Raw genomic sequence first — 24,174 nt, forward strand, 5'->3', positions numbered from 1 at the left:
GACGCGAGGCTTGCCCGCGTCAAATCAACCTCGTCTCTCGCTCCCAGAAAGGCGCTCGCAGCTTCTTCTTGTCGATTTTTCCAAAGGGGGTCGTTGGCAGCGCATCTGCGAAGATGATTTGCTTCGGTGCAATCAGCGGCCCCTTGCGTTCCCGCACGTAGGCGATCAGGTCAGCTGCCTCGGCTTCAGCCCCGTCCCGCAACACGACGAACGCCGCGACGGCTTCACCCCACGTGGCATGGGGCACGCCGATCACGGCGGCGGATGCGACAGCGGCATGCGCGGCCAGAACATCCTCGACCTCCCGCGGATAGACGTTCGAGCCCCCTGACACGATCATGTCCTTCTTGCGGTCCACAATCGACAGGCGGCCATGCGGATCGGAAAAACCGATGTCCCCGGTGTGCAACCACTCGCCAGCCAGTGCTTGCCGGGTGGCTTCCGGCTGCTCGAGATAGCCTTGCATCACCGACGGGCTTCGCACGCAGATCTCACCGATTTCGCCCGCCGCCAGCGGCTGATTGCTGTCGTCGAGAATCGCGATTTCGGCCGTCGCCATGGGGTAGCCACACGCTGCCAGGGATGCAGGATCGTCCAGATCATGATCCTTGCGGCGCAAGATCGCGATGGGGGTGCATTCTGTCTGCGCATAGACCTGGGAAAAGACCGGGCCGATGCGTTGAATCGCTTCCCTCAGGCGGTCCGGCGAAATGACGGACCCCGCATAGACCACGAGCTCGAGGCTGTCCAGGTCGAACTCCTCGAGCGGCGCATCCAGAAGCTTGTAGATCATCGTGGGCACCATCAGGGTTGCACTGATGCGCTCGCGCTGGATGATCTCCAGTACCTGGCCTGCGTCGAACTTCTTTATCAAATGGACAGTGCCGCCACGCATCAGCGTCGGTGCAATCAACTGTCCTGTGACATGGCTGATCAACGCGATCGCCAAATATTGCACGCCATCGGGCAGCTCCAGTTCGCTGTTCATGGCGATGGACATCAGCGCGACCTGACCTGCCTCGCGCACGATGGCCTTCTGGCGGCCGGTCGTGCCCCCGGTGAAATTCAACGTGCCGATCTCGGTCGCGATCGCCCGCTCGACCGGTTCGACCTGTTCATGCCGGGCGACAAGCGCCAGAAGATCGGCACCGGGTCCAGCCTCTCCCACGTGGAACACGGAAACGCCCGGGAGCGCCTCGGCGAGTTCATGGGCCCGCATTGTGAATCCATCCGTGTCGATGATCAGGACGGTAGCACCCACGTCGCGGATCTGGGACACCTGGGAGTCCAGCGAACTGAGCGGGTGCAGCCAGCTGGTGGCAGCGCCGAGCCCCTGTGCCGCGACGGACGCGCACCAAGTCTCGTACCTGTTTTCCGTCAGCAATGCGACGCGCGCGCCCCGGCGCATGCCGTGCGAACTCAGCACCGCCTGAACTTTCCCCATGAAATCGATGGCGTCTTGATAGAGAACTGCCAATTCGCCCTGGCGGAAGGCTGTGCGGCCCGGGTACTTGCGCAAGGCACGCAGCACCAACGAGAAGAAGGTGGGGGGGTGATGCAGTTTCATATGGCTAAAAATCCCGATTGGTTCTCAGTCCAGCTTGATCTTGCTGTGCGAGATCAACTCGGCCCAAAGTGCCTGCTCGCGCCCGAGATACTGCGCAAACGCGTCCCTCGATCCACCCACGGGCTCCAGCCCCAGGGCCTCGAGACTGCGCTTGCGGAATCCCGGGTCGGCGAGAACCTTGTTGACTGCGAGATTGACGCGCTCCAAGACCGCCGGGGGCGTGCCGGCAGGAGCGGTCAGCCCGATCCAGTTCTCGCCGGAGAAAGCGAATTTCTGTTCGCTGATCGTCTGCACGCCAGGGAAGAAGTCGGACCGCTTTTCACCCATCACGGCGATCGCGCGCAGCCTTCCGGTTTCGATGTACGGGGCCACCGCGACGTGCGCCAACATCGCGGACTGCACGTCACCCGCCAACAAGGCCTGCATCAACGGCGCCGAGCCGTTGTACGGCACGTGGGTCAGCTGGGTTCCAAACACACGGTTGTACTCGGTCAAGAACACGTGCGAGGTGCTGCCCGTTCCGAAAGTCCCCCAGTTGACCTTCCCGGGATTCGCCTTGTCCAGTGCAGCCAGTTCGCTGAGGTTCTTCGCGCCGACGCCGGAGGAGACCACGATCGCCGCCACCATGTTCGCCATGCGGACCACGGGAACCAGGTCAGTCTTCGGGCTATAGGGCAGCTTCGAGTACAGCTGTGGATTGAGCGACATGATGTCGCCGTTGCTGATGCAAAGCGTGTAGCCGTCGGCGGAGGCCTTCGCACACCGCGTCGTCCCGATGATCCCATTCGCGCCGGCCCGGTTATCGATCACCACAGGCTGCCCAAGCTCCTTGCTGAGCGCCTCCGCCATCGGCCGAGCGAAGTTGTCCAGCACGCCTCCCGGCGGGTACGGCACGACCAGTTGCACCGGCTTCGATGGCCACGCCTGGGAAAATCCACTCTGAAGCGTCAAAGCGAGTACAGCACCTATCGCGACCTTCACGCCATTTTTGATACACATATTCGTCTCCAATTTTGAAGTTGTCAGCAGGCGCACGTGTCCGCCAGACCCGCATATTCGCGAGGCGACGGCCTCCTGGCAATTCACTATTGGAAAACAGCAGTTTCGCCCTGCTTAACCCCCGTAACGTATCAACTCACGGTGCTCTGGCTATCGCGTGCATCCGCGCGCAGCATCTCGACGAATTCACGTGCGAACGGTGGCAGTTCCTCCAATCCTCTGATGCAGATGTACTGGGGTCGAATCGACCACTCGTCCTCCAGGCTCACGATGCGGATGTTCATCGACTTCGCATGGCGTGCGGCTGGCAGATGGGTGAGCACGCCGACGCCGATCCGTGCCTGAACCATCCGGCACAGTGCTTCGAAATTGCCGACTTGGGCACGCAGATTGATGTGTCGCCTGAGCATTTCAGCCTGCTGCAGCAAGAAGTTGTGAAGCGTGCTCGATTGGGAAAGTCCGACGTGGTCAAAATCCAGCGTCTCGGCAAAAGAAACAGAACGCCGCTCGGCCAGAGGATGTCCTGCCGGCACAGCGAGCACCATGTGATCGGTGCGATAGGGAAGAATCTCCAGACCAGTTGTGCCAACGTCTTCGAGGATCACGCCGACATCAACCACCCCTTCCGCAACCGCTCGAACGATGTCGCTTGAAAGGCGTTCCCGCAAGTCGATGCTGGTTCCGGGCCGACTTGCGAGGAACTGCTCGATCACAGGCGGCAGAAATTCACTGATGGCAGTGGTGCTGGCCATGATCCGCAAGCGCCCATCGATGCCGTCGGAGATATCAAGCATCTCGGCACGCAACAGCTCGACCTGCTCCATGATCAGCCGCGCGTGCTTGATCATCGCCTGGCCCGCGGCCGTGAGCGTCAGCCCCTTGCTGGTCCGGTTGATCAGGCGCGTGGCCACCGATTGTTCAAGTTGCTTGATCCGATTGCTCGCAGCAGGCAGCGAGATGTGGACCTGTTCGGCAGCGCGCGTGAGGCTGTTGGTGTCGGCGATGCGCACCATCAGGCGAAGGTCGGCGAGATCGAAGTGGACAGAGCGCCTGGGCATGCCCTGTGGCCGCTCCTGGGGGCGGTCTAGCATGTGGATGACCAAATGCCGTCTTCGACATCCGGCCGCCTGCACTTTTCCATGCTGAAAGTCACCTTTCGTATTGTTGAATAGACGAGCGCCTGTGCAGCGGCGATGCTCGGGGACCGACAAATGATTGGTCCCGACATCATGCATTCCACCCCCGGCATCAACAAGACTCCCCTGCCCGTTTCACCCCTGGGCCGACTGAAGATCGCGATCACGATCGACGACATGCTGCTGCTTCGAGGGGTGCCAATGGCTCCCAGGCACAGTGTGCCATCAAACATTCGCGCGATCATCTCCGCCTTGAAGTCGCATGGCGTGGCCGGGGTTTACCAGTTCTCCAACACCGCCCCGATCGAAGACGACGCGAACTTTCTGGAGGTTTTCGACACGTGGGTCGAGAGTGGCCATCATGTGGCCAACCACACGCACAACCACCCACCACTCAACTGGTTGGACGCAGACACTTACGCCCGCGATATCGAAGAGGCAGAAAAGTACCTTGGCCACTACATCAACCAGGCGCCAAGGCGCTGCTTCCGGTTCTGCATGGATCTGTGGGGCGACACCGCGTGCAAGTGCGGAGCCATCCTGGACAGGCTCGAGGACATGGGCTACACGCCGGTCCCGGTCAGCATCGGATTCCACGACATACGTTGGAATGCGGCGTACTGCCGGGTATTGAAACGCGGTTCGCCCGAGGAGGCGGCGCAGATACGTCGTGCCTATGTGGCCAGCGCGCTGCACGAGTTGCGTGTTCACGCGGCAAACGCGAGGGCGGTGTTCGGCCGCGACCCGATCCACATCTGGCTGATCCATGGCACGTCCATTGCCGCGGACTGCCTGGAGGAAATCCTGGACTGCTTTCGGGCCGCAGCAGTCGATTTTGTTTCGCTGGATGACGCCATGGGCGACCCCATGAACGCCGAGGTTCCTCCACGGATCAGTCCGGAATTCATCTTCCAGGTCGAGAAATGGGCACTTTCGCTGGGCGTCCCCGTCAGCGACCCCATCCCGTCAATCCTCGACGACATCGAAAAACTGCATCCCGCACCGGGCGAAATGCAGGCTGAGATCACCTTGCGGATGCGTGAGCACATCGCATCCGCCACGGGAGCCAAGATACAGCCGATCCCTCTTTACCCCAACCAGCAGCAATAACACAGCAGCCACTTCCATGCAGCCCACATTCTTCGACCCCCACACATACGATGGCGTGCGCTACGAGCACTTCACGCAGGACATCGTGAACATCGCGATGTCGCGACCGGCCGTGCGCAACGCGCAGAACATGGAGATGACGTACGCGCTGAATGCAGCGTTCGACCGCGCCGCGCAGGATGACGCAGTGAAGGTCATCATCCTCTCAGGGGACGGCGATCACTTTTCGGCCGGCCATGACATGGGCGGCGACCACAACAGAACCTGGCGTGACTTCCGCACGGTGGGCACCTGGGCTGCATTCGACGGCCCGGGCGTCGAAGGCCTCTATGGAAGGGAAAAGGAGATCTACCTGGAGATGTGTGAACGCTGGCGCAACCTCGCCAAGCCGACGATCGCGGTGGTGCAAGGGTCTTGCGTGGCCGGCGGTCTCATGCTTGCCTGGTGCTGCGACATGATCGTCGCGGCTGACGATGCCCGGTTTCGCGATCCAACGCTCGAGTTTGGCGTCGCAGGCGTCGAGTTCTTCATGCATCCGTGGGAACTGGGTTCCCGCAAGGCAAAGGAATGGCTGATGACCGGTGACTGGCTGACCGCTCAAGATGCAAAGCAATGCGGGATGGTCAATCAGGTTTTCCCGGCGGGTGCGTTGATGGAAAGCGCGCTGAACATCGCCAAGAAGATCGCCAACAAGGGGAGTTTCGTCCTCAAGGCAGTCAAGGAATCCGTGAACCATGCACAGGATGTCGGAGCGCGTCGCAATGCCATGATGCACGCATTCGGGCTGCACCAACTTTCGCACCACCACAACAAGCAGCAGTGGGGATTGCTGGTGGACCCTCAAGGAATCCATCCGGCTCTTCGCGAGAAAATCCGCGTCCGGTTCAATCTGCCGGCACTGCCCGGCACCAGCGACAACCGGAAATCCTGACCATTGAACGTGCCTTGCCCTTGATCCCGACGTCCTGCCGCCGACGCAGGCGCCGGACCATCTGTTGCGAACGCAGCAATGGCCTCAAGGGCGAGGCGGTGGTGCTTTTCGTCCTTGGGGCCATTCAGTTGCTGCATGCGCGCACCAAGCCAGTGGCCGCCATCTACTCCTGCAACGCTTGACTGGCTGGACGGCTGGACGGCAGGACGGCACTGCGGCATGCCGACTTCCTCGAGCCACCGGGGTAACTACCGGATGGGATCAATTGCGATTCACCGGGCGTGGCGGCTTTGTGTGGTGAGCACCTCCTCTAGCCCACTGTGGCGTAGGCGAGGTCCTTGGGGGTCTTCACCAATACCTCCGGTTCATCACCGACCACTACCGTGTCATCGAGCCTGAAACCGCCCAGGCCATACACATAGAGACCGGGCTCTGATGAGTACACCTCGCCGGCCAGCAGCGCACGGGTATTGAAAGCCATGTCCTCGGGGTACTCATGCAGCATCAGGCCCACGGCATGTCCCGTGCGATGGAACACGTGGTCGGCCAGTCCGGCCATCTCGATCACCGCCAGCGCCGCAGCGTCCATGTCGCACACGCGCCTGCCCGGACGCGCGGCGGCGACGGCGGCATCGGTCGCGGCGCGCGCGGTCTCGAAGCATTGCACCTGCTGCGCGCTCGGCGCGCCGCAGAACCAGGTGCGTTCGTTCTCCACGTAGTAGCCATTCAAGCGCGGCAGCACGAAGTTGACGATGGTGTCGCCCGGTGCAATGCGGGCGCCGCATGAAGCGCCATCGCCGTGCGGCGAGGCCGAGGCGGGGCCGGTCAACGTCCAGCACTTCATGACTTCGAAATCCTCGCCGGGGAACCGCCTCGCGGCTTCCTCTGCCATCAACGCGGCCACGGTGTGATCCACTACCTGGACCAGGGCGCCGGGCTTGTAGAGCTCGCGGTAGCGGTCCTGCGCCCAGTCCGTCAAACTGCCGAGTTCTCGCATGATCTGCAGTTCCTCGGCATGCTTGACCCATCGCAGCGCACGCATCTCGCCGTGGGAAGGGCGCACCACCAGCTCAGGCAAATGGCGCTGCGCCAGCGCCAGCACCGGGTGCGGGAGATCCACCGCTAGCCGAGCACCGGCCAAGCCGTTCGAGTGCAGCAGGCCCGCCACCACCTCGGGCAATTGCGCTGGCAAGGGCAGCCTGTTCGTGATGCGGGGGTGCTCGCTGTAGTAGTGAATGCGGTCAGCGTCCAGCCACAGGCTCTGCTTTTCCAGGCAAAAGCGCAGGTGGTGGGTGGAGAGTTCGTTCATCACCGCGAACGGTGCGCCATGGCGCGGCACAAAAAGGAACACCGGGCGCTCCCAGGGCCAGACGTCAAGCTGGAAGTTGCTCGCATACTGAAAGAAATCCGCAGTGGTGAAAACCAACGCATCAACGCGCAAGCGGTCCATCAGGGCCTGCATGGCTTGCGTACGGGCGTCGCGCACGGTGGTGGTGAGGCGGGGCACGGCGTTCTTTTCCTTCTTCGGGTTGCTTGCTTATTGCGCGATGTCGAGTTTTTTGATGAATGGCCCCCAGGCCGCAGCGTCACGCTGCACCAGCCGCTCGACCTCGGAGGCAGGCGCCGAGATCGGCTCCAGCGTCTGCGCGGCCAGGCGCTCGCGCACCTCAGGGGTCTGGATCGCTTTGTTTATCTCAGTGTTGAGCCTCTGCACGATGGCCGGTGGCGTGCCTGCCTTGGCAACGATCGAGTACCAGCCCGGCACAGCTACGTCATAGCCAAGCTCCTTGAAGGTAGGCACATTTGGAAATGCATCCATGCGCTTGTCACCTGTCACGGCCAGCGCCACCAGCTTGCCGGTGCGCACCAGCTCCGTAATGCCGCCGGGCACGGTCGTCATGACCGGCGTGTCGCCAGCCATCAGGCTGGTGGTGGCGCCCGCGCCGTTGAACGGCACATGCTGTAGCTTCATGCCGCTGCGCTCGGCCACGAGCTCCATCGACAGATGGGTCGAGTTGCCGATGCCTGCCGATGCATAGCTGATCTGGCCCGGTGCTTCCTTGGCCTTCTTCACCAGCTCGGCAAAGCTGCGCACCTGCAGCGTGGGCGAGGCCAGCGTGACGAACTGCGTGTTGGCGAACACGGCCACCCCGGCGAAGTCGCGCGCAGGGTTGTAGCTCAGACGCTGATAGAGATAGGGATTCCAGGCCAGGTTGGACACCCCAGCGAGAAAAAGCGTGTAGCCGTCGGCCGGCTGTCCCACGGTGTAGCTCGCCGCAACACTGCCGTTTGCGCCGGGCCGGTTCTCCACCACCACGCTCTGGCCCAGGCCCTTGCCGAGCTGCTCGGCCAGGGTGCGCGCCAGCACGTCATTGCCCGATCCTGCGGCCTGGGGAACGATGAGCTTGATCGGCCGCGCGGGCCAGGTCTGCGACCACGCTGGCAGCGCCAGCAAAACGCCCAAGGCGACGAGCACTTTCAACCCCGGACGACGGTTCAACGGCTTCATCATCAGCCCCTTTCAAAGAGTATGTACCGCGTGGTACAGATTGCAATGAACCGCATGGTACAGAAATCAAGGGAAAGCGCAAGTGCAAAAAAAGCGCCCGAGCCAGAAGGCGCGGGCGCTAAGCAGAAGGCGGTTCGGGTGGCAGTCAGTCAGGATGAGGCGGCTGCGCGATGAGTTGCGCGAAGTACTTGAGGGCAGCAGTGGTCTCCTTGCGGTCCCCTGTCGCCAGCAGGTCCAGCATCAGGCCACGAAATGTCGCAAGCTGCAGCCTCGCACGCAGCCGGGCCTCTTTCGGGCGCAGACCCAGTTGGTGGATCATCTGGCGTTCCAGGGGTTCCAGCCAACTTGCCACTACGTCCTGTAGGAAATCCGCATGGCGCTCAGGGTTTCGCACTGCTCGGCCATAGAGCTCGAACAGCAGTTGCATCACGGGCAAGTAGCTCTCGGTCGAGAAGCGGTCCCATGCGCGCTCGATGTTGCCTGCCATGCCGAGGTCGTTGCCCAGGATCTCACGGCGCTTGGCCACCTCGTCGCGGCGGATTTCGTGTAGCACACGCTCCCAGAAATGATCGGCCGAACCGAAGTAGTAGATGAGCATGCGGTGGCTGGTACCAAGGTGCGGTGCGATGGCCCGCAATGACCAGTCTCCGAAGCCATGCGTCAGCACATGCTGACCCGCCGCAGCCAGCAACTGACGGGCTTGTTCGCCATCGCGCCTGGAAGGCGGTGTCGCGTTACTCCCGGAATCTTTGGGAGCTTTTCCGGGCTGTGCATTGGCAGTGTGCGAAGGGGGCGTCGTCATGCAGCGCATTTTCGCAGCACGATGGCCACTCTCCTCGTCCGAGTGTTCGCGTTCGCATGCGATCAATCTTGAACGGTGGACCTCCGCTATTGCAGGGAGGCCCAAGGCGCTGCCTGGTAGATTGCCCGTTGAGCGCATAAAGCTGTCGTATGTCAGATGGGGCACAAGCGGCTGCAACCAGCCTGAAGCAGCCCATCCGACTCCCCGCAGACCTTTGCGATCTTGGCCCCAAAAGCGCCTCAACCGAGGCGCTTGGCATTTCGCGACACGGAATTCTTCCGACGGACTTTATGGTTGGAATCAACCCGTATGCGGGCCAATGAAAGTCGATAACAGGACCCCATCATCCATGCGGCTTTTTCCATGGTTGATCAAATGGGTTGTTGTCCTAGAGTCGGAAACACCGCCGAGTTCACCTTCGCACTTGTGCGGCACGCAATCACAGCGGTCAGAGTTCCACCAGGAATGCGGCAAGGAAGCAAGGATTCGCGCACCGGCACGGACAGGTGGCGCCTTACCTGATATGGAGCCGATCGACGAGATAGGCTACGCCATCTGTGGTGTACGTCTCGACCACCCGGCGGAGCCTGGACTCGGGCTCGAAAGCTTCATGAGCCTTCGCGACACTGGCGAGCCAAGCGGAAATGACCCCTGTGGGAGGTACAGGCTCCGCCCAGAGTTTCTCGCGCCGTGCAGTCGACACCGTCCAGTTCAGCACCGAACGCATCCCTGAAGCCTTATCCAGGTCTTGCAGTTCAGACCACAACGCATTGCGCGTCTCTGGCTGCGCATGGAACGGAATGAGCACCTTGGTGCATTGCTCTTGAGGTTCGTCGCCCTGCTCCTCCACAACGCACAACGTCCAACCCCTGAGGAATTGCGGCTCGTCGGCCGGAATGAACTTGGCCCCTACAACTGACGCTTGGGCCTGCCGCATGGCCTCGGCGTCGGAGAAAGACAGTTCGACGACACCATCCACGGTGAAGGCCGGCTCACCATCGCTCGCCCACAAAACCTTGTCCACCCGGTTGTGCGTGTATTTGACAATTCCATTCATCCCGAGTGCAAGCTGCGCATGAGGCCCCGCCCAATATGCACGGAAGTCACTCGTGGCCATACCTTCCCTCTTGGCCAGAAGCGTCATACGTTTCATCATCTGAAGCCCTTACCGTCAGAGAATTTGCCGCTCGGCCACCACAAACGCCGTGATTTCAGACAGAAAAGTCTTGGCATGAGCCATTGTTTCCTTGCCAGCGTCTGAACCGAACGCTGCACCAAGCGTCTCCGCGTCCTTGAACCAAAGCTCGACGATCCCGTCGATAGGAAGATCGCTGTAGGCACAGGGGCGTCCTTTCACTCGTTCCCGTCCAGTGATCACATTCTGGCGGTAGGCGCTGACGCCAGACATCTTGCGAACCAGGTCGCCGTGAGTCTTCCATTCTCGACGGAACTCCTCTTCGCTCAGGGTCGGCAGACGCTTGATGACCGACATGCGCTTTAGGAGTTGGGAGCGCTCTTTCTGTGTAGGCACCGGAATGACCACGGACTGCTCGGCGGTCACGATGTGCAAGTCACCAAGGAAATACTGCTCGTCCTGGATGAGGTCGTTCGCCAAATCGCTATCGCTGAAAGCTCGGTCAGACTGCTTTGCGTCGTCAAAAGACAGTTGCGAAAATCCATCGAAATCCCATGGCCCCCTCGCGAAGTCAATACCTCGCTGCAGTCGATCAACGACGGGGTTTTGCCAATACTCGCGCAAATTGGGCAACTGACTGGCGAGCGCTCCATGGCTATCGCGCCAATATGAATTGAAATCCTCAAAAGTCCAGTCGACTTTTTTTCGGATGAGTCCCATGCGTACCGTCATATGCGTGTCCTTCCCTTTTATGTCAGCTCTGCTGCTCGGCAGCCTCCGCACGTGCTCGCGCCAAGCCGGGTGCACGTTTTGCCAGCCATATGCCATGGCGAATGGGCCAGCGCTGGTAGTTCGAATCCATACCCAATGCACCCGCCGCGTGGTGAGCCCAGTACGGATCGAACAAGGCCTCTCGACCCAAAGCGATCAGATCAGCCTTGCCTTCTTGAAGTACGGCCTCTGCCTGAACCGCATCGACGATCATTCCAACCGCCTGCGTGGGCACATTGGCGCCATGCCGAATGCGTTCAGAGAACGGCACCTGAAAGCCCAGTCCACGTGGCACCGGAAGTGCGCGCGTTTCCTCAGTCAACCCGCCCGATGAGCAGTCGATGACGTCCACGCCGACTTTGACCAACTCGCGTGCGAGGACAACCGAATCCTCCAAGCTCCACCCGTCAACGCTGCCATCCACTGCGGACAGCCTGCAGAAGAGAGGCTTGCTGGCAGGCCAGACAGCCCGCACTCGGGTTGCCAGTTCGACCGCAAGTCTCATGCGGCCATCGAGGCTGCGGCCCCACTCATCGTCTCGGTGGTTTGAGTTCGGGGACAGAAAGCTGGCGACTAGATAGCCGTGACCGAAGTGCAACTCCACGACGTCAAAGCCCACCTTTTCCGCCCGCACTGTTGCATCGACGAAGCGTTGAATCGCGTCCTCAATCTCCTGAGCATCCATAGCTCGGGGCGGGGACCAACCTGGACCTGCAGCGAGCGCGCTGGGGCCGAGCCGCTGCCAAGGCTCTGTGTCGGCTTGCATTTCCGTGTCACTCAATGCCGCACCTCCCTCCCACAGCGGCTGGCTACCCGACTTTCTGCCCGCGTGAGCCAGCTGGACGCCAATTGCACAGTCGTTTGCGTGCACGAAATCGATCACTGCCTTCAGCGGCTCGATTTGGCTGTCATCCCACAAACCCAAATCCGCGGTTCCAATACGGCCACGCGGGTCGACAGCAGTACTTTCCGTCAAGATGAGACCTGCGCCACCGAGTGCGAACTTCCCGAGGTGAACCATATGCCAGGAAGTGGCCCGCCCCGCTTCGGCGGCATGCTGGCACATCGGAGATATGACAACGCGATTCTTCAGCTGCAGCTCTCGAAGCCTCAAAGGCTGAAACAACAGCGGCTCATGGATAGTCATGATGAAATTTGAAAGGCTTAAGAGTTCGATGAAGGCGGCACTGGCGGTCTAGTGCCGAGGAAAGTGCCGGCCATGACTGCGAAAAAGCCCACGAGGTGCCACGTAGTCAAACGCTCGTCCAGCAACATCGCAGCAAAGAGCACGCCGAAAACAGGAACCCAGTAGAGGAAGACCGCTGTGCGTGCTACACCAATAGAGGCAATGGCGCGGTTCCAAAGCAGATTACTCAAGGCCGTGGCCATCACCCCGGAGAACAAGATCAGCGCCCATTGCCACCATCCAGGGAAGATCGCCTCAGGGGCCAAGGAAGGACTTCTGATTGCCGCCTGCAGCACTAGCATCAAAGTACCAACGAGGTAAATGGACCAGCTGATGGTCAAGGGATGTAAAGAGCGGGCAAGGCGCTGCACCAGCGCCCCCCCGGCCGCAAAGCTCACCACCCCCGCCACCAGCATCAGATCGCCAATGCTCGCACTAGACAGTCCGGCGCCGGGGTGACTAAGCACTACAGCAGAAACACCGCCAAAGCCCAAAGCAACACCGAGCAGACGTTGCGGGGTCAGGCGCTCACGGAACATGATCGCGGCAAGCACTGCAGACACCAAGGGGCTGAGAGCCATGATGAGAGCGCCGTTCGTCGCAGTAGACCGCTGCAACCCCTCTGCGAAGAGCAGTTGATTCAGGTAGACCATCAGTACGCCGCACCCAACCAGGGTACGAACTTGCTTCCAATCCAGGCCGGTAACTATCTGGCGTTTCCAGACCAGAATTCCTGACAAGACAGCTAGCGCCACAACCATCCGCAAGGCTGCGAGCATGGAAGTTTCGAAGCTGAGGGTCAGCTGCTTCACCACGGTGACATTGAGCCCCCAGATCGCCATCGCGGCGATGAGGGTCACCTGCACCCCAAGTGCCCGGCGACTCACAGTGCGCGGACTTTCAGGATGCATGGGTTCCGCGCTTCTTCATGACGCCGCGACCGTGCCAGCGCAATCCCCAAACCCAATGCGCACCGCACCTTCGGCTTCGCACCACCCGCGCAGGATCAGCGTATCTCCATCTTCAAGGAAGCTGCGGACCTCTCCGTTGGGTAGTTTGACCGGGTGCTTTCCACTTGTCGTCAGCTCCATCAACGAGCCCGCCTCACTCGGATCTGGGCCAGACAGGGTCCCAGAACCCAACAAGTCGCCAGCCTGCAAGTTGCACCCATTTACAGTGTGGTGCGCTACCAATTGCGCGGGGGTCCAGTACGCCGCTCGACTGGCATTGGTTCTTGAAAGGGGCACAGGGCCCTCGCCCGCGTCGCGCATCGTTTGGGTCTGCAGAAGAACCTCAAGAGATATTGAGAATGCTCCCCTTTTGCGATTGCCGTCACCGTCAAGGTACGGGAGGGGTTGCGGGTCTTCGGGGGGCCGCTCGAACGCTACGCGAAAGGGAGCCAATGCCTCCATGGTCACCATCCAAGGGGACAAGGTACTTGCAAAATTCTTGGAGAGGAAGGGGCCCAGAGGCTGATATTCCCAGCCTTGGATATCACGCGCGGACCAATCGTTGAACAGGGCCACTCCAAAGAGATGAGACTCAGCATCTCCAATCTCGATGGACTCTCCCTGCTGATTGCCTGCCCCTACGAGCCAACCCAGCTCCAGCTCATAGTCCAGGCGCCTGGACGGCCCCAAACCAGGTACAGACATGTCGGGAGCCTTGATCTGGCCACGGGGCCGCTTGAAGGTGACGCCGCTCACACCGATCGAAGATGCGCGGCCGTGATACCCAATGGGTACCCATTTGTAGTTGGGCAGCAATGGGTTGTCTGGACGGAACTGCTTGCCCACCGTGGTCGCGTGGTGAACACTCGTGTAGAAGTCGGTGTAGTCGCCCACACGGCAAGGCACTGTGTACTCGCATTCAACCTGCGGCACCAGGGCGCCCAACCAGGTCGCACGTTGAGGACTTCCGTCACGCAAGCCTTCAGAAATCTTGTGACGCAGGGCCCTCCGATCGCTCATCGAAGCGCCCATGACGAGGTTCATGTCGTCGGTGTCAATCAAACCAGCGGCCCGAAGACCTAAGACCTGATCACCAATGGCCACGCCGATCTTCCAGTCGCCCTGACTATCCACTCGCTTGAATCGCCCGAAAGGCAAGTTCTGCACTGGGAAATCGCAGCCTGCAAGATTGGCCGAATCGACCCAGCTCTTTAGCTTCGGGTCGTGGGTAGCGTCGATGTCATACATAGTCTCTTAACTCCTTCCGGCAGGCTTGAACTGATCCTTGAGACCCGCCCAGCAGTCGGCATAGTCATGATCCAAAGGCGCCTTGCTGAGTGCGAAGGCTGAAGGAATGAAGCGATACCGGCTTTCAAACATGAACGCCAGGGTGTTGTCCAGCTTCTGTGGTGTCAGCTCCACGCTTGAGGCCTTTTCAAAGGCCTCTTCATCAGGGCCGTGCGGCACCATCGCGTTGTGAAGGCTGGCACCGCCAGGTTTGAACCCACCAGGCTTTGCGTCGTACTCGCCGTAGACCAGGCCCATGAACTCGCTCATCAGGTTGCGGTGGTACCAAGGCGGTCGGAAGGTGTCTTCCATGACGAGCCATCGCGGCGGGAATATCACGAAGTCGCAGTTCGCCGTGCCAGGCGTATCGCTGGGCGAAGTAAGCACCGTGAAGATGGACGGATCTGGGTGGTCGAAGCTGATGGAACCGATGGTCATGAAGCTGGCCGTGTCGTACTTCACCGGCGCCAAGTTTCCATGCCACGCCACAACGTTAAATGGCGAACCCTTCGCAGGTGCAATCCAGAAGTGCCCACCAAATTTCTTTATCAGCTCGCAAGAACCTGTTTGCTCTTCGAAGGCAGCAACAGGAGCCAGAAAATCTCGCGCATTCGCAAGCCCGTTCGACCCAATGGGCCCCAGTTCAGGCAAGCGAAACTGCGCACCATAGTTCTCGCACACATACCCCCGCGATGGTCCATCCGGCACTGCAACTTTGAAGACCAAGCCACGAGGCAAGACTGCAATCTCCCCGGGCCTGAGATCCAGGACGCCCAATTCGGTTGTGATGACCAACCGCCCTTGCTGGGGGACGATGAGCAATTCACCATCCGCATTGACAAATGCGCGCCTGTCCATGGACTTGTTCGCCAGGTACACCAAAGAACCAACACCCGCTTGCGCATCCGCGTCGCCATTGGCTGCCAGGGTTCGCATTCCATCAACGAAGTCGATTTCCACGCCCTCCTCGAAAGGAATGGGATGCCAGCGCATTGGCTCTGGTGCGAGGAGCGTTCCGCGATCGCCACCCGTGGTCCACAACGGTTGGTGGTATGCCTTGTAGCGCCCCGCCACCACCGAGGGCTGGCGTCGGTACATCCATGTACGGCGGTTTTCATGCCTCGGCGCAGTGAACGCAGTTCCAGAAATAAGCTCGGGATACAGGTCAAACGGAGCCCTTTGCGGGCTATTGCGCCCCTGAGGCAGCGCGCCAGGCACGGCCTCCGTGGCATGCTCGTTGCCGAAGCCACTTTGATAGCGGCGTTCCGAATTCAAGTGGTCAATCACGCTTTGCTCCTTGACAGGTATTGCGGGCCGGCAAATCCCCAGAATGCAGGGACGGACCGACCCGTCCGCACCGTCCCAAAGGTCGGTCCGAGCCGAGATAACAGATGGTTGGGGACTGAAGGAGAAACCTCAGCCTTCCAGCGTCTTCCACATTTCGATGTCGCGCTCTGCAGTCCAGATGCGTGGATCAGCGTATTGAGTCGCCTCGTCGTAGCAACGGGTTACATCGAACGGCATGCAGTGGTCAAAGATGACCCAGTGACCATATTTGGGCTTCAGCGCTGCGAATGTTTCCTTGTAGATCGTGTTCAGATCCTTGCCCGCAGAGACGCCCTTTCGCACATTCGCATACACGTCGGCAATGAATTCACCTGTCTCTGAAAGACCTTTGGCGACCTCTTCAGGAGTGGTCAGAGCCACTCCGCGTCCTGGCACCAACGCCTTTGGATTGAGGGCAGCAAGATTTTTCAGGGTTTGCGGCCAGTCCTTGAAGTAGGCGTCGCCCGCATAGGGTGTGGCGCCGAACTCGACCAGATCGCCAGACAGCAGAGCACCCTCACCAGGCAGCCACACGACGGTATCGCCTTTGGTGTGACCACGGCCGAGCTGCAACAACTGGACTTCCACCTTGCCAAGCCACAGCGTCATTTTTCCGGTGAAAGTCATCGTGGGCCAAGTCATGCCAGGGGGTACGGTCTCAACTCCCGCGAAGAGACGAGGGAAGCGACCAATTTCGCTGGCCTTGTCCTGCTCGCCACGCTCAACGATCAAATCGTAGGTGTCCTGGCTCGCAAGGATGTGATCTGAGCCGTATGCACTGGCACCGAGCACGCGCACAGCGTGGTAGTGCGTCAGAACGACGTACTTGATCGGCTTGTCGGTCACCTCGCGAATACGGCGGATGACGTCTTGCGCCATGGCCGGCGTGGCCTGTGTATCAGCCACGAGCACTGCGTCGTCGCCAATGATGATGCCGGTGTTTGGATCGCCTTCTGCTGTGTAGGCCCACGCGTGTTCGGATATCTGGCTAAAGGTGACCTTCTTCTCTTCAAGGTCGGCTTGCGAGGCAAACTTCTTGGTTTCTTGGCTCATGGGATATTCCTTCTGAAATAGATTGATGACGGTCAATGTGAGCCGAGGTACGCGGCCTTGACCTTGGGATCGTTAAGGAGTGCACTACCAGTCCCCTCCAAAGTGATGTGGCCAGTCTCGAGCACGTAGGCACGATCTGCGACACCGAGAGCCTGCTTGGCCATCTGCTCAACCAGCAGGATCGTCAGACCCGACTCGCGCAGCTGGCGGATGGCATTGAAGATGTCTTTGATGATCAAAGGCGCCAATCCGAGAGACGGCTCGTCCAGCAACAGGAGCCGTGGCTCACTCATCAGCGCACGCGAGATCGCCAACATCTGCTGTTCACCGCCCGACATGGTTCCGGACAACTGGTTCTGACGCTCACGCAATCTTGGGAAGCGGTTGAACTCTCGCTCGATCGCCGCTTCAATCGCTGCTGGATTGCGCCGGCGGGAGTAGCCGCCCAACATCAGGTTCTCGCGAACTGTCTGGTCGGCAAAGACACCTCTGCCCTCGGGCGACATGGCTACCCCCAGCGCGACGCGCTCGTGTGCTCTGACTTTCGAGACGTCCTTCCCATCAATCTGTATGCTGCCTTCGGCAACGGGTTCCAGCCCGCAGATGCTTTTGAGAAGAGTGCTTTTGCCCGCGCCATTCGCACCGATGATGGTGACCACTTCGCCCTCCCGCACTTCCAAGCTCACGCCTTTGACGGCCTGGATCGCGCCATAGGCGACCTTCACTGAATCGAGTTTCAACATAGGGTGCTTTCCAGATCAGGGGGCGACAAGAGCGTCCACCGGTTCGTCAACGCCTAGGTAGGCCTCGACGACACGGGGGTTGGCTTGCACTTCAGAGGGCTTTCCCTCTGCGATCTTGATCCCGTAGTCCAACACGATCACGTGGTCGGAGATCGACATGACGAGATCCATGTGGTGCTCCACCATCAAGATGGTCACACCGCACTTGCCAATACGGACAAGAAGATCGCCCAACTCCGCTGTCTCTTGTGGATTGAGCCCTGCAGCTGGCTCGTCAAGCAACAGCAGTTGAGGCTCAGTGGCTAGCGCCCGTGCCAGCTCGACACGGCGCTGAAGGCCATAGGGGAGGCTGCCGGCCGGTTGATAGGCCAGATGCAGCAGACCGACCAAATCCAGCAGTTGCAAGGCGCGGGCACGGGTGGCGGCTTCCTGCTTTCTAGCGCTGGGTAGCGCAAACAAGGATGCGAGAAACCCATTCGTCATGCGCGTATGGCGGCCCAGCATGACATTGTCCAGAACCGACAGATCTGCAAACAGCCGCAGGTTTTGGAAGGTGCGCCCCATCCCCATACGACAGATCGCATGCACCGGTCGGCTCGATACCTCTTGGCCAAGAAACTTGATCGAGCCTTCACTTGGATCCAGAAGACCCGTGAGCATGTTGATCATCGTGCTCTTACCCGCACCGTTGGGTCCGATCAGCGCGTGGATATGCCCACGCTGAAGTCGGAAAGACACGTTTTGAGCAGGCCGTACTCCACCGAAGTTTTTGGTGACACCTTGGGCCACCAGCAACTCGCCCTCTCCCTGCGGACCAATGCGCGTCGGAGCTGCGGATTTGATAGGCATGCCAGGGGCAGCCGCCGGCCGGCGGAACCACGTCGAAAGAAGCCCCATGACCCCTCCCGGCATGATGTAGAGCGCAAACAGCAGCAGAAATCCATAGAGAAAGTGCTGGGCTGACGGCCAACGGGCCAGAGCAGCGTCGATCACAGTCAGAACCACTGTTCCAACCAAAGGGCCGTACTGCGAGCCGGCACCACCAAACAGCACCAACAGCAGAATAAAGATCGACAGATGGAATGTGATGAAGTCGGAGTTGATGTACTGGTTCTGTTGTGCCACCAGCGCGCCAGCAATGCCACAGGTAACTGCCGCAACCACAAAGGCTATGACCTTGGCTCGATAGACACGGACGCCCACCGAAGATGAAGCGATCTCATCGGCTTGCAGTGAGAGCAGCGCCCGGCCAAAACGGCCCTGCAAAAGATTGCGCAGCAGCAGATGCGTCACCGCGCACAGGGCGATGCCCAGCCACACCCATTGCAGGGACGTAAGGGGCTGTCCGTTCCAGGTCAGTGGCTTGATGCCGTAGATACCCTGGGCGCCCCCAAAAACGTCAGTCCATTCTCCGACGAGCTTTTCGACAACGATGCCGAACGCCAGCGTCACCATCGCGAGATAGGGTCCTTTGACCCGCAAGGACGGCAGCGCGATCAGCACGCCGCAGATGCCGGAGACAACAGCTGCCAACGACAGCGCGAACCACGGGTTGATCTCCGTGCGCGTTGTGATCAACGCCACCGCATATGCCCCGGCTGCGAACAGGCCAGCCTGGCCCAGTGACTTCTGCCCTGCATAGCCCACAAGCACGTTCATGCCTGCAGCACAGAGGTAATACACGCACATCATGAAAACGATGCGCAGGTAGTAGTCATTTCCCAGAAAGGAAACCAGGCCTGCGAGAACAGCGACGGCAAGCATGACCCCGAAAAGATGTTGGCCGCGCTTCATACCTTCTCCACCATCTGCTTGCCGAAAAGACCGGTCGGCCGGAACGCAAGAACAAGAATGACAAGGGCAAAAACAGCGACCTCGCGCCACTGCGCCGACCACAGGTTCACCAGGGACTCAAGGACGCCGAGAACGAACCCGCCAATCACACAACCACGTGGATTGCTCAACCCGCCGATCATGGCGCCGGAGAATCCCTTCAGCCCCACGGTGAGGCCCATGAAAAGGGATGCCTGCGCAATAGGAGCGAGAAGGAAGCCCGAAAGGCCAGCCAGCGCAGAACTGACAACGAAAGCGCCAATCATCACTGCGTTGGTATTGATGCCCATGAGGCTCGCGACGTTGCCGTTAGCCGCAACAGCCCGCATGGCCTTGCCCACCATCGTTCGGTTCATCACAAAGTCGAAGCCGATCATGATGACAACGGCGACCCCCAACGTGAGCAGCTCCTGCGGTCGCACACCGACTCCCATGAGACGTATGACAGTGTCGCCCACCGGTCCCGGGACGACCACCGGCTTGGGGCCCCAAATGGCCAAGCCGATACTCTGGAGGATGACGCCAAAGCCCAGGGTGCTCATGACCCATGCCATGCCAGGCCGCCCAGCGAAAGGACGTACGCCAATCACATAGAGCAGCCATCCCAAGAAGCCCATCACTCCAAGGGCTGCAACAAGCGCCAACAGCTGGGCACCGGCACCAGGCTGGGCCTGGCCGAACGTAGTGGAAGTCACAGGAAGACCGAGGACGAGGAAGAGCGCGCTCATGCCGATGAATGCACCCGCGGACACGAATTCCCCATGGGAGAAATTCAAGGTCTTGGTGGTTGTAAATGTGATGCTGAAACCCAGGGCTACCAGGGCGTAGGCACCGCCCACGGCCAAGCCACTGAGAATCGCCTGCAAGAGCGCCTCTGTCATTGTTATCTCCGAGATGATTTCCTGGACTGCTTCGCGCAGTCCAGACAAGCGTTGCGCGTTATTGCTTGAAGTCCGCGCTGCTCAGCGAGTTCACGATCGGATCCGCATAGGGCATCAGCTTGCCGTCCTTCCAGCGAATCCAGACCAGGTCTTTGGCTGTCAGAGCCTCATGGTTGGCCTTGCTGAACGGCTTGTCATAAGTCTTGAGTACGCCTTGAACCGGTGCTTTCAGATCTTCCAGCGCGACACGCACAGCCGAGCCATCAAAGCTGCTGGCTTGCTTGGCAGCCGCAGCGTAGAGCTGCACCGAGTCGTAGCCATGCAATGCAAAGGAGAACGAGCCGGGCGCCTTGAGTTTGGCCCCGATGCGATCAAACAGCTTCTGCTGGGAAGGTGTACGCGTCTCGCTCACCGTGCGCATGAAGATTGGCTTCTCGGCAAGCGCCTTGCCTGCCGCATCATAGAAAGTGATGTTGTCGGCAGCCCAGGAGGTCAGCACCAAGGGGAAGTAATTTGTCTTCTCCATGCTGCGAACAAGCTGCGCGATGGGCGTCCCCTGAGCCCAGACCACCACAGTGTCCACGTTCGCGGACTTCATCTTGCTCAGCTGAGACGTCATATCGGTATCGCCCACACCGAAACGCTCAGTCGCTGCAATCTTGATATCTTGCAGCTTCGCGATTTCCTCCATGTCCTTGAGACCGCCCTGGCCATAGCCCGTGGTTTCCGCCATCAGACCGATTACTTTTGACTGGCCCGCATTCTTTTTCACGTAGGCCATCAAGGCCGCTACTTGCTCACGATCCACCATCGAGACTCGGAACATATAGTTGTCCGCACCAGGACTCATGGGCTTGGTGATATCGGTGCCCGAACCCACGTTGCCGATCACAGGGATCTTCTTTTGGTTGGCGATGTGCTTCCAGGCCATCGCATTGCCAGAGTTGGTCGGACCAAAGACCGCAGAGACCTTCTCGCTGTCGATCAATTCGCTCATGTTCTGGATCGACTTTGGAGGCGCAGAGGTATCGTCCCGCGTAACCAGCGTCAGCTTCTTGCCCAGAACGCCGCCTGCAGCGTTGATGTCGGCGATTGCGGCCTCCATGCCCAGAACCGCTGCCTGCCCACTTTGCGCCGATGGGGATGCGGACAAATCTCCGTTGTATCCAAGCTTGATGTCTTGCGCGCTTGCGGTGGCAGCAGCGACAACGCCGGCTGCCAGGATGGCTCGCTTGAAGAGCTTAGGAATACTCATGGCTGTCTCCTTTTTGGAATGGTGAACTCGGTGAGTTCTGGGTTGGAAATCTGGATGGAAACGACTCAAGGACTCAGGAGGCGAGAAACCCGCCATCCACAGGAAGCGTGACCCCCGTCACATAGGAGGCCATGCCGGATGCCAGGAAAACCACGGGACCGACCAATTCTTCGGGCTGGCCGACGCGTGCCATGGGCGTGCGCAGCATGAATTTGTCGAGTCGCTCAGGAGCCTCCCGTGTGTAGGAAGTCATCGGAGTTTCGATGACTCCGGGAGCGATTGCGTTCACCCGAACTCCGTCCTTGGCAAGCTCGACGGCGAGGGCTTGCGTCATGAGTTTGACGGCGCCCTTGGATGGTGAATAGCCCACCACGTTGGGGATTCCAGTGCTCGAGGCAATAGACCCCACATTGATGATCACTCCCCTGGTCTGCTTCAGCGCATCCAGCCATGCATGCGATGGAAGGAAAGATCCCATCACGTTGACATTCAGAGTGCGCTCGAGGTTGGACGCCACCTGGGGGCTGTCCAGCCCCTCGCGAATGATGATGCCCGCGTTATTGACCAGGATGTCGATATTGCCGATTTCAGTGGCCACAGTTTTTGCCAAGGCTTGGCAAGCATCATTGGAGGTCACGTCCAACTTGTACGCGATTGCATCACTGCCAGCGGCCCTGATTTCTGCGGCAACAAGCTTGGCGTTCTCTTCGTTCAAGTCCGTCACGACGACCCGAGCCCCTGCCTTTGCAAGGCCCTTGGCGATAGCCCTGCCATTGCCTTGTCCTGCGCCGGTCACAAGCGCGATGCGTCCATGGAGGACCTTGGGCGCCATGAGTTCAGAGATTTCCATTGCGGTCTTTCTTGGTATGTATTCGATCTATGCTGTTTGGGGTTGCAGGCGCCCAGCAGAGGTCCGATTCGGACTGGCTGTCGGTTCACTTGTTTTCCTTGCGAGCGTCTGACCGACGACATAGCCAAAAGTGAGCGCTGGACCGAGGGTGATGCCTGCGCCTGGGTAGTTGCCGCCCATGATGCTGGCGGCGTCATTGCCAACTGCATACAAGCCCTTGACTGGCTGCCGGTCCTTTGAAAGGACTTGGCAGGACTCATCGGTTGCCAGCCCTGCGAACGTCCCGATTTCACCCACAACTATCTTGATGGCATAGAACGGACCTCTATGGATCGGGGCCATGCAGGGGTTGGGCTTGACCAGCGAGTCGCCCTGATACCGGTTATAGGCGGTGCTTCCCTTGGCAAACTTTGTGTCCACTCCAGACGCGGCATCCCGATTGAAGGCTTCGACCTCTTCTTGGAGGGCGGCGGCTGGAACGCCGATGAGGCTCGCCAGTTCCTGAAGGCTGCTGCCTCGCTTCAAATAGCCACTTTTGAGATGCTTGCCAATGGGCAGAGGGAATGGAGCTACCGCCCCCAACCCATATTCGCGCAGGTGCTCGTGATCACAGACGAGCCAGCAGGTCACTTCGGCGGACCCTTTGCAAGCTTTCACGAGGTCCTGAATGAAGTCGTGATAAGACATCGCCTCGTTGGTAAATCGCCGCCCCCTTGAAGTCACGGCGATCACACCGGGCTTCGCGCGATCGATGAAGTGCGGCATAACTCCCTGGGTGCCATCCTTGCGCTGGACCACCGAGGTTGGACACCAGGCGGCCGCATTCGGGATGCTGGGATCGACCCATCCCCCTACGGATTCGCCGAGGCGCAACCCGTCACCGGTGTTCAGCGCAGGGGACGGAGTGAAGTGCTCTCGGCCGGTTGGCGCATGTGGGAACAACTGCTTGCGACGCTCGATGTCGTAGGGAAAGCCACCACAGGCAAGAACGACGCCTCTGCGCACTCGAACTTCTACTGACTTGCCGTCCCGCACCACAGTTGCACCCACGACCGCATCGCCTTCCACGATGAGTTTTTTGACCGGAGCATTCAGCCACACGGGGATGTTCAGGTCCATGCCGGCCTTGGCCAGCCGACCGGCCAGTGCATTGCCGTTGGTCAGCGTCATCCCACGGCCGTACCTGACAACATCCATGAGATGTCCGCCGAAGCGCTTGGCAACATACAAGAATGACTCGAGCGACTTGAAGGCACGCAAGAAGTGCCACAGCTCCTTACCTGATCCAAGCATCATCCCGAAAACCGTCAACTCGGGCACGGGGGGGGCGAGTTTTGAAACATAGGCTCCGAGTTCACGGGCATCGAATGGGCGGGTCACCATGGAGCGGCCACCTGGCTGGCCGCCGGGGGCCTCTGCGTGATAGTCCGGAAACACTGGCGGCATGTCGAATTGCACGCACGTTTTTTCCGTGAAGAAATCAATGGCCTTTGGCCCGTTCTCGATAAAGGCGTCTACGCGCGCGGGATCGAAATGCGTAGTGGTTTCGTGCTGCAGGTATGCCCGTGCCGCCCCTGGGGGTTCGCTGATGCCTTGCTCCCTGGCGAGCTTTGTCCCGGGAATCCACAACCAGCCACCAGACCGGGCCGTGGTGCCCCCATAGACAGGCGCCTTGTCGACAACCAGTACCTTCAACCCCTCGTACGCAGCCGTCACGGCCGCGGACATGCCGGACGCTCCAGTTCCAACTACCAAAACGTCATAGCTCGTTTCCAGCTCACTCATGGTCATCACTCCTTGGACGTAGGGGCCGCCTTTAGCGACCCAATGACGTTAGTATGGTGCTAATG

Annotated in this window: 21 protein-coding genes; 2 read left to right on the forward strand and 19 right to left on the reverse strand. The window is 59.9% G+C overall.

The window, feature by feature from the left end; translation table 11 throughout:
* Nucleotides 1-19 precede the first annotated feature (19 nt).
* The 3 genes from KW843_RS16350 to KW843_RS16360 all read right to left on the reverse strand — a co-directional run bounded on the left by KW843_RS16350 (nucleotide 20) and on the right by KW843_RS16360 (nucleotide 3,624).
* Nucleotides 20-1,567, reverse strand: a complete 1,548-nt coding sequence (locus KW843_RS16350) for an AMP-binding protein (RefSeq protein WP_218296202.1) — start codon at nucleotides 1,565-1,567, stop codon at nucleotides 20-22.
* 24 nt (nucleotides 1,568-1,591) lie between these two features.
* Nucleotides 1,592-2,602 carry a tripartite tricarboxylate transporter substrate binding protein gene (locus tag KW843_RS16355; RefSeq protein ID WP_218296203.1) on the reverse strand — a complete coding sequence of 337 codons (1,011 nt, stop codon included), beginning with the start codon at nucleotides 2,600-2,602 and terminating at the stop codon, nucleotides 1,592-1,594.
* A 95-nt stretch (nucleotides 2,603-2,697) separates the two neighbouring features.
* Entirely contained in the window at nucleotides 2,698-3,624 is a 927-nt protein-coding gene (locus KW843_RS16360) for a LysR substrate-binding domain-containing protein (protein ID WP_218296204.1), read from the reverse strand.
* Between the two features lie 171 nt (nucleotides 3,625-3,795).
* Here KW843_RS16360 and KW843_RS16365 point away from each other — a divergent pair, with 171 nt between their 5' ends.
* On the forward strand, nucleotides 3,796-4,812 hold the full coding sequence (locus KW843_RS16365) for a polysaccharide deacetylase family protein (RefSeq protein WP_218296205.1): 1,017 nt from the start codon (nucleotides 3,796-3,798) through the stop codon (nucleotides 4,810-4,812).
* A 16-nt stretch (nucleotides 4,813-4,828) separates the two neighbouring features.
* Nucleotides 4,829-5,743: an enoyl-CoA hydratase gene (locus KW843_RS16370; protein ID WP_218296206.1), complete on the forward strand. Its 915-nt coding sequence runs from the start codon at nucleotides 4,829-4,831 to the stop codon at nucleotides 5,741-5,743.
* 310 nt (nucleotides 5,744-6,053) lie between these two features.
* Here the strand turns inward: KW843_RS16370 and KW843_RS16375 are convergent, their stop codons facing one another.
* The 16 genes from KW843_RS16375 to KW843_RS16450 all read right to left on the reverse strand — a co-directional run bounded on the left by KW843_RS16375 (nucleotide 6,054) and on the right by KW843_RS16450 (nucleotide 24,109).
* On the reverse strand, nucleotides 6,054-7,250 hold the full coding sequence (locus KW843_RS16375) for a M24 family metallopeptidase (protein ID WP_370628509.1): 1,197 nt from the start codon (nucleotides 7,248-7,250) through the stop codon (nucleotides 6,054-6,056).
* 30 nt (nucleotides 7,251-7,280) lie between these two features.
* Complete coding sequence (locus KW843_RS16380) at nucleotides 7,281-8,252, reverse strand: tripartite tricarboxylate transporter substrate binding protein (RefSeq protein WP_218296207.1); 972 nt, start codon at nucleotides 8,250-8,252, stop codon at nucleotides 7,281-7,283.
* A gap of 145 nt (nucleotides 8,253-8,397) precedes the next feature.
* Nucleotides 8,398-8,850 (reverse strand): TetR/AcrR family transcriptional regulator, encoded by a 453-nt coding sequence (locus KW843_RS16385; RefSeq protein ID WP_255594777.1) that lies wholly within the window; start codon nucleotides 8,848-8,850, stop codon nucleotides 8,398-8,400.
* 718 nt (nucleotides 8,851-9,568) lie between these two features.
* Nucleotides 9,569-10,198, reverse strand: coding sequence for an EthD domain-containing protein (locus tag KW843_RS16390; RefSeq protein ID WP_218296208.1), 630 nt, complete (start codon nucleotides 10,196-10,198; stop codon nucleotides 9,569-9,571).
* 27 nt (nucleotides 10,199-10,225) lie between these two features.
* A complete protein-coding gene (locus tag KW843_RS16395) occupies nucleotides 10,226-10,921 on the reverse strand; it encodes an EthD domain-containing protein (RefSeq protein ID WP_218296209.1) in 696 nt (231 codons plus the stop codon).
* A gap of 22 nt (nucleotides 10,922-10,943) precedes the next feature.
* Nucleotides 10,944-12,107, reverse strand: a complete 1,164-nt coding sequence (locus KW843_RS16400) for an NADH:flavin oxidoreductase/NADH oxidase (protein ID WP_218296210.1) — start codon at nucleotides 12,105-12,107, stop codon at nucleotides 10,944-10,946.
* Nucleotides 12,108-12,124: 17 nt separating this feature from the next.
* On the reverse strand, nucleotides 12,125-13,057 hold the full coding sequence (locus tag KW843_RS16405) for a DMT family transporter (protein WP_255591052.1): 933 nt from the start codon (nucleotides 13,055-13,057) through the stop codon (nucleotides 12,125-12,127).
* Between the two features lie 15 nt (nucleotides 13,058-13,072).
* Nucleotides 13,073-14,344 carry a fumarylacetoacetase gene (gene fahA / locus KW843_RS16410; RefSeq protein WP_218296211.1) on the reverse strand — a complete coding sequence of 424 codons (1,272 nt, stop codon included), beginning with the start codon at nucleotides 14,342-14,344 and terminating at the stop codon, nucleotides 13,073-13,075.
* 6 nt (nucleotides 14,345-14,350) lie between these two features.
* Complete coding sequence (hmgA, locus tag KW843_RS16415) at nucleotides 14,351-15,670, reverse strand: homogentisate 1,2-dioxygenase (RefSeq protein ID WP_370628510.1); 1,320 nt, start codon at nucleotides 15,668-15,670, stop codon at nucleotides 14,351-14,353.
* A gap of 129 nt (nucleotides 15,671-15,799) precedes the next feature.
* Complete coding sequence (locus KW843_RS16420) at nucleotides 15,800-16,762, reverse strand: MBL fold metallo-hydrolase (RefSeq protein WP_218296212.1); 963 nt, start codon at nucleotides 16,760-16,762, stop codon at nucleotides 15,800-15,802.
* A 32-nt stretch (nucleotides 16,763-16,794) separates the two neighbouring features.
* Nucleotides 16,795-17,505, reverse strand: a complete 711-nt coding sequence (locus KW843_RS16425) for an ABC transporter ATP-binding protein (protein ID WP_218296213.1) — start codon at nucleotides 17,503-17,505, stop codon at nucleotides 16,795-16,797.
* 15 nt (nucleotides 17,506-17,520) lie between these two features.
* Nucleotides 17,521-19,299 carry an ATP-binding cassette domain-containing protein gene (locus KW843_RS16430; protein ID WP_218296214.1) on the reverse strand — a complete coding sequence of 593 codons (1,779 nt, stop codon included), beginning with the start codon at nucleotides 19,297-19,299 and terminating at the stop codon, nucleotides 17,521-17,523.
* Nucleotides 19,296-20,219 (reverse strand): branched-chain amino acid ABC transporter permease, encoded by a 924-nt coding sequence (locus KW843_RS16435; protein ID WP_218296215.1) that lies wholly within the window; start codon nucleotides 20,217-20,219, stop codon nucleotides 19,296-19,298. Before KW843_RS16435 ends, KW843_RS16430 begins: the two co-directional genes overlap by 4 nt.
* 58 nt (nucleotides 20,220-20,277) lie before the next feature.
* The gene (locus KW843_RS16440) at nucleotides 20,278-21,474 is read right to left on the reverse strand and encodes an ABC transporter substrate-binding protein (protein ID WP_218296216.1); all 1,197 of its coding nucleotides are present in this window, start codon (nucleotides 21,472-21,474) and stop codon (nucleotides 20,278-20,280) included.
* Nucleotides 21,475-21,547: 73 nt separating this feature from the next.
* Nucleotides 21,548-22,324, reverse strand: a complete 777-nt coding sequence (locus KW843_RS16445) for an SDR family NAD(P)-dependent oxidoreductase (protein WP_255594778.1) — start codon at nucleotides 22,322-22,324, stop codon at nucleotides 21,548-21,550.
* 27 nt (nucleotides 22,325-22,351) lie between these two features.
* Nucleotides 22,352-24,109, reverse strand: coding sequence for an FAD-dependent oxidoreductase (locus KW843_RS16450; protein ID WP_218296217.1), 1,758 nt, complete (start codon nucleotides 24,107-24,109; stop codon nucleotides 22,352-22,354).
* Nucleotides 24,110-24,174 lie beyond the last annotated feature (65 nt).

This window comes from Acidovorax sp. sif1233, from assembly GCF_019218755.1.
Taxonomy (GTDB): domain Bacteria; phylum Pseudomonadota; class Gammaproteobacteria; order Burkholderiales; family Burkholderiaceae_C; genus Acidovorax.

Excerpts from the sequence above, each read along its gene's own strand:
- KW843_RS16445 (WP_255594778.1), bottom strand. The coding sequence starts at position 22,324 with ATGGAAATCTCTGAACTCATGGCGCCCAAGGTCCTCCATGGACGCATC.
- KW843_RS16390 (WP_218296208.1), bottom strand. The coding sequence starts at position 10,198 with ATGACGCTTCTGGCCAAGAGGGAAGGTATGGCCACGAGTGACTTCCGT.
- KW843_RS16365 (WP_218296205.1), top strand. The coding sequence starts at position 3,796 with ATGCATTCCACCCCCGGCATCAACAAGACTCCCCTGCCCGTTTCACCC.
- KW843_RS16405 (WP_255591052.1), bottom strand. The coding sequence starts at position 13,057 with ATGCATCCTGAAAGTCCGCGCACTGTGAGTCGCCGGGCACTTGGGGTG.
- KW843_RS16400 (WP_218296210.1), bottom strand. The coding sequence starts at position 12,107 with ATGACTATCCATGAGCCGCTGTTGTTTCAGCCTTTGAGGCTTCGAGAG.
- KW843_RS16385 (WP_255594777.1), bottom strand. The coding sequence starts at position 8,850 with ATGCTCATCTACTACTTCGGTTCGGCCGATCATTTCTGGGAGCGTGTG.
- KW843_RS16370 (WP_218296206.1), top strand. The coding sequence starts at position 4,829 with ATGCAGCCCACATTCTTCGACCCCCACACATACGATGGCGTGCGCTAC.
- KW843_RS16420 (WP_218296212.1), bottom strand. The coding sequence starts at position 16,762 with ATGAGCCAAGAAACCAAGAAGTTTGCCTCGCAAGCCGACCTTGAAGAG.
- KW843_RS16425 (WP_218296213.1), bottom strand. The coding sequence starts at position 17,505 with ATGTTGAAACTCGATTCAGTGAAGGTCGCCTATGGCGCGATCCAGGCC.
- KW843_RS16435 (WP_218296215.1), bottom strand. The coding sequence starts at position 20,219 with ATGACAGAGGCGCTCTTGCAGGCGATTCTCAGTGGCTTGGCCGTGGGC.
- fahA (WP_218296211.1), bottom strand. The coding sequence starts at position 14,344 with ATGTATGACATCGACGCTACCCACGACCCGAAGCTAAAGAGCTGGGTC.
- KW843_RS16450 (WP_218296217.1), bottom strand. The coding sequence starts at position 24,109 with ATGAGTGAGCTGGAAACGAGCTATGACGTTTTGGTAGTTGGAACTGGA.
- KW843_RS16430 (WP_218296214.1), bottom strand. The coding sequence starts at position 19,299 with ATGAAGCGCGGCCAACATCTTTTCGGGGTCATGCTTGCCGTCGCTGTT.
- KW843_RS16395 (WP_218296209.1), bottom strand. The coding sequence starts at position 10,921 with ATGACGGTACGCATGGGACTCATCCGAAAAAAAGTCGACTGGACTTTT.
- KW843_RS16350 (WP_218296202.1), bottom strand. The coding sequence starts at position 1,567 with ATGAAACTGCATCACCCCCCCACCTTCTTCTCGTTGGTGCTGCGTGCC.
- KW843_RS16380 (WP_218296207.1), bottom strand. The coding sequence starts at position 8,252 with ATGAAGCCGTTGAACCGTCGTCCGGGGTTGAAAGTGCTCGTCGCCTTG.
- KW843_RS16360 (WP_218296204.1), bottom strand. The coding sequence starts at position 3,624 with ATGCCCAGGCGCTCTGTCCACTTCGATCTCGCCGACCTTCGCCTGATG.
- KW843_RS16440 (WP_218296216.1), bottom strand. The coding sequence starts at position 21,474 with ATGAGTATTCCTAAGCTCTTCAAGCGAGCCATCCTGGCAGCCGGCGTT.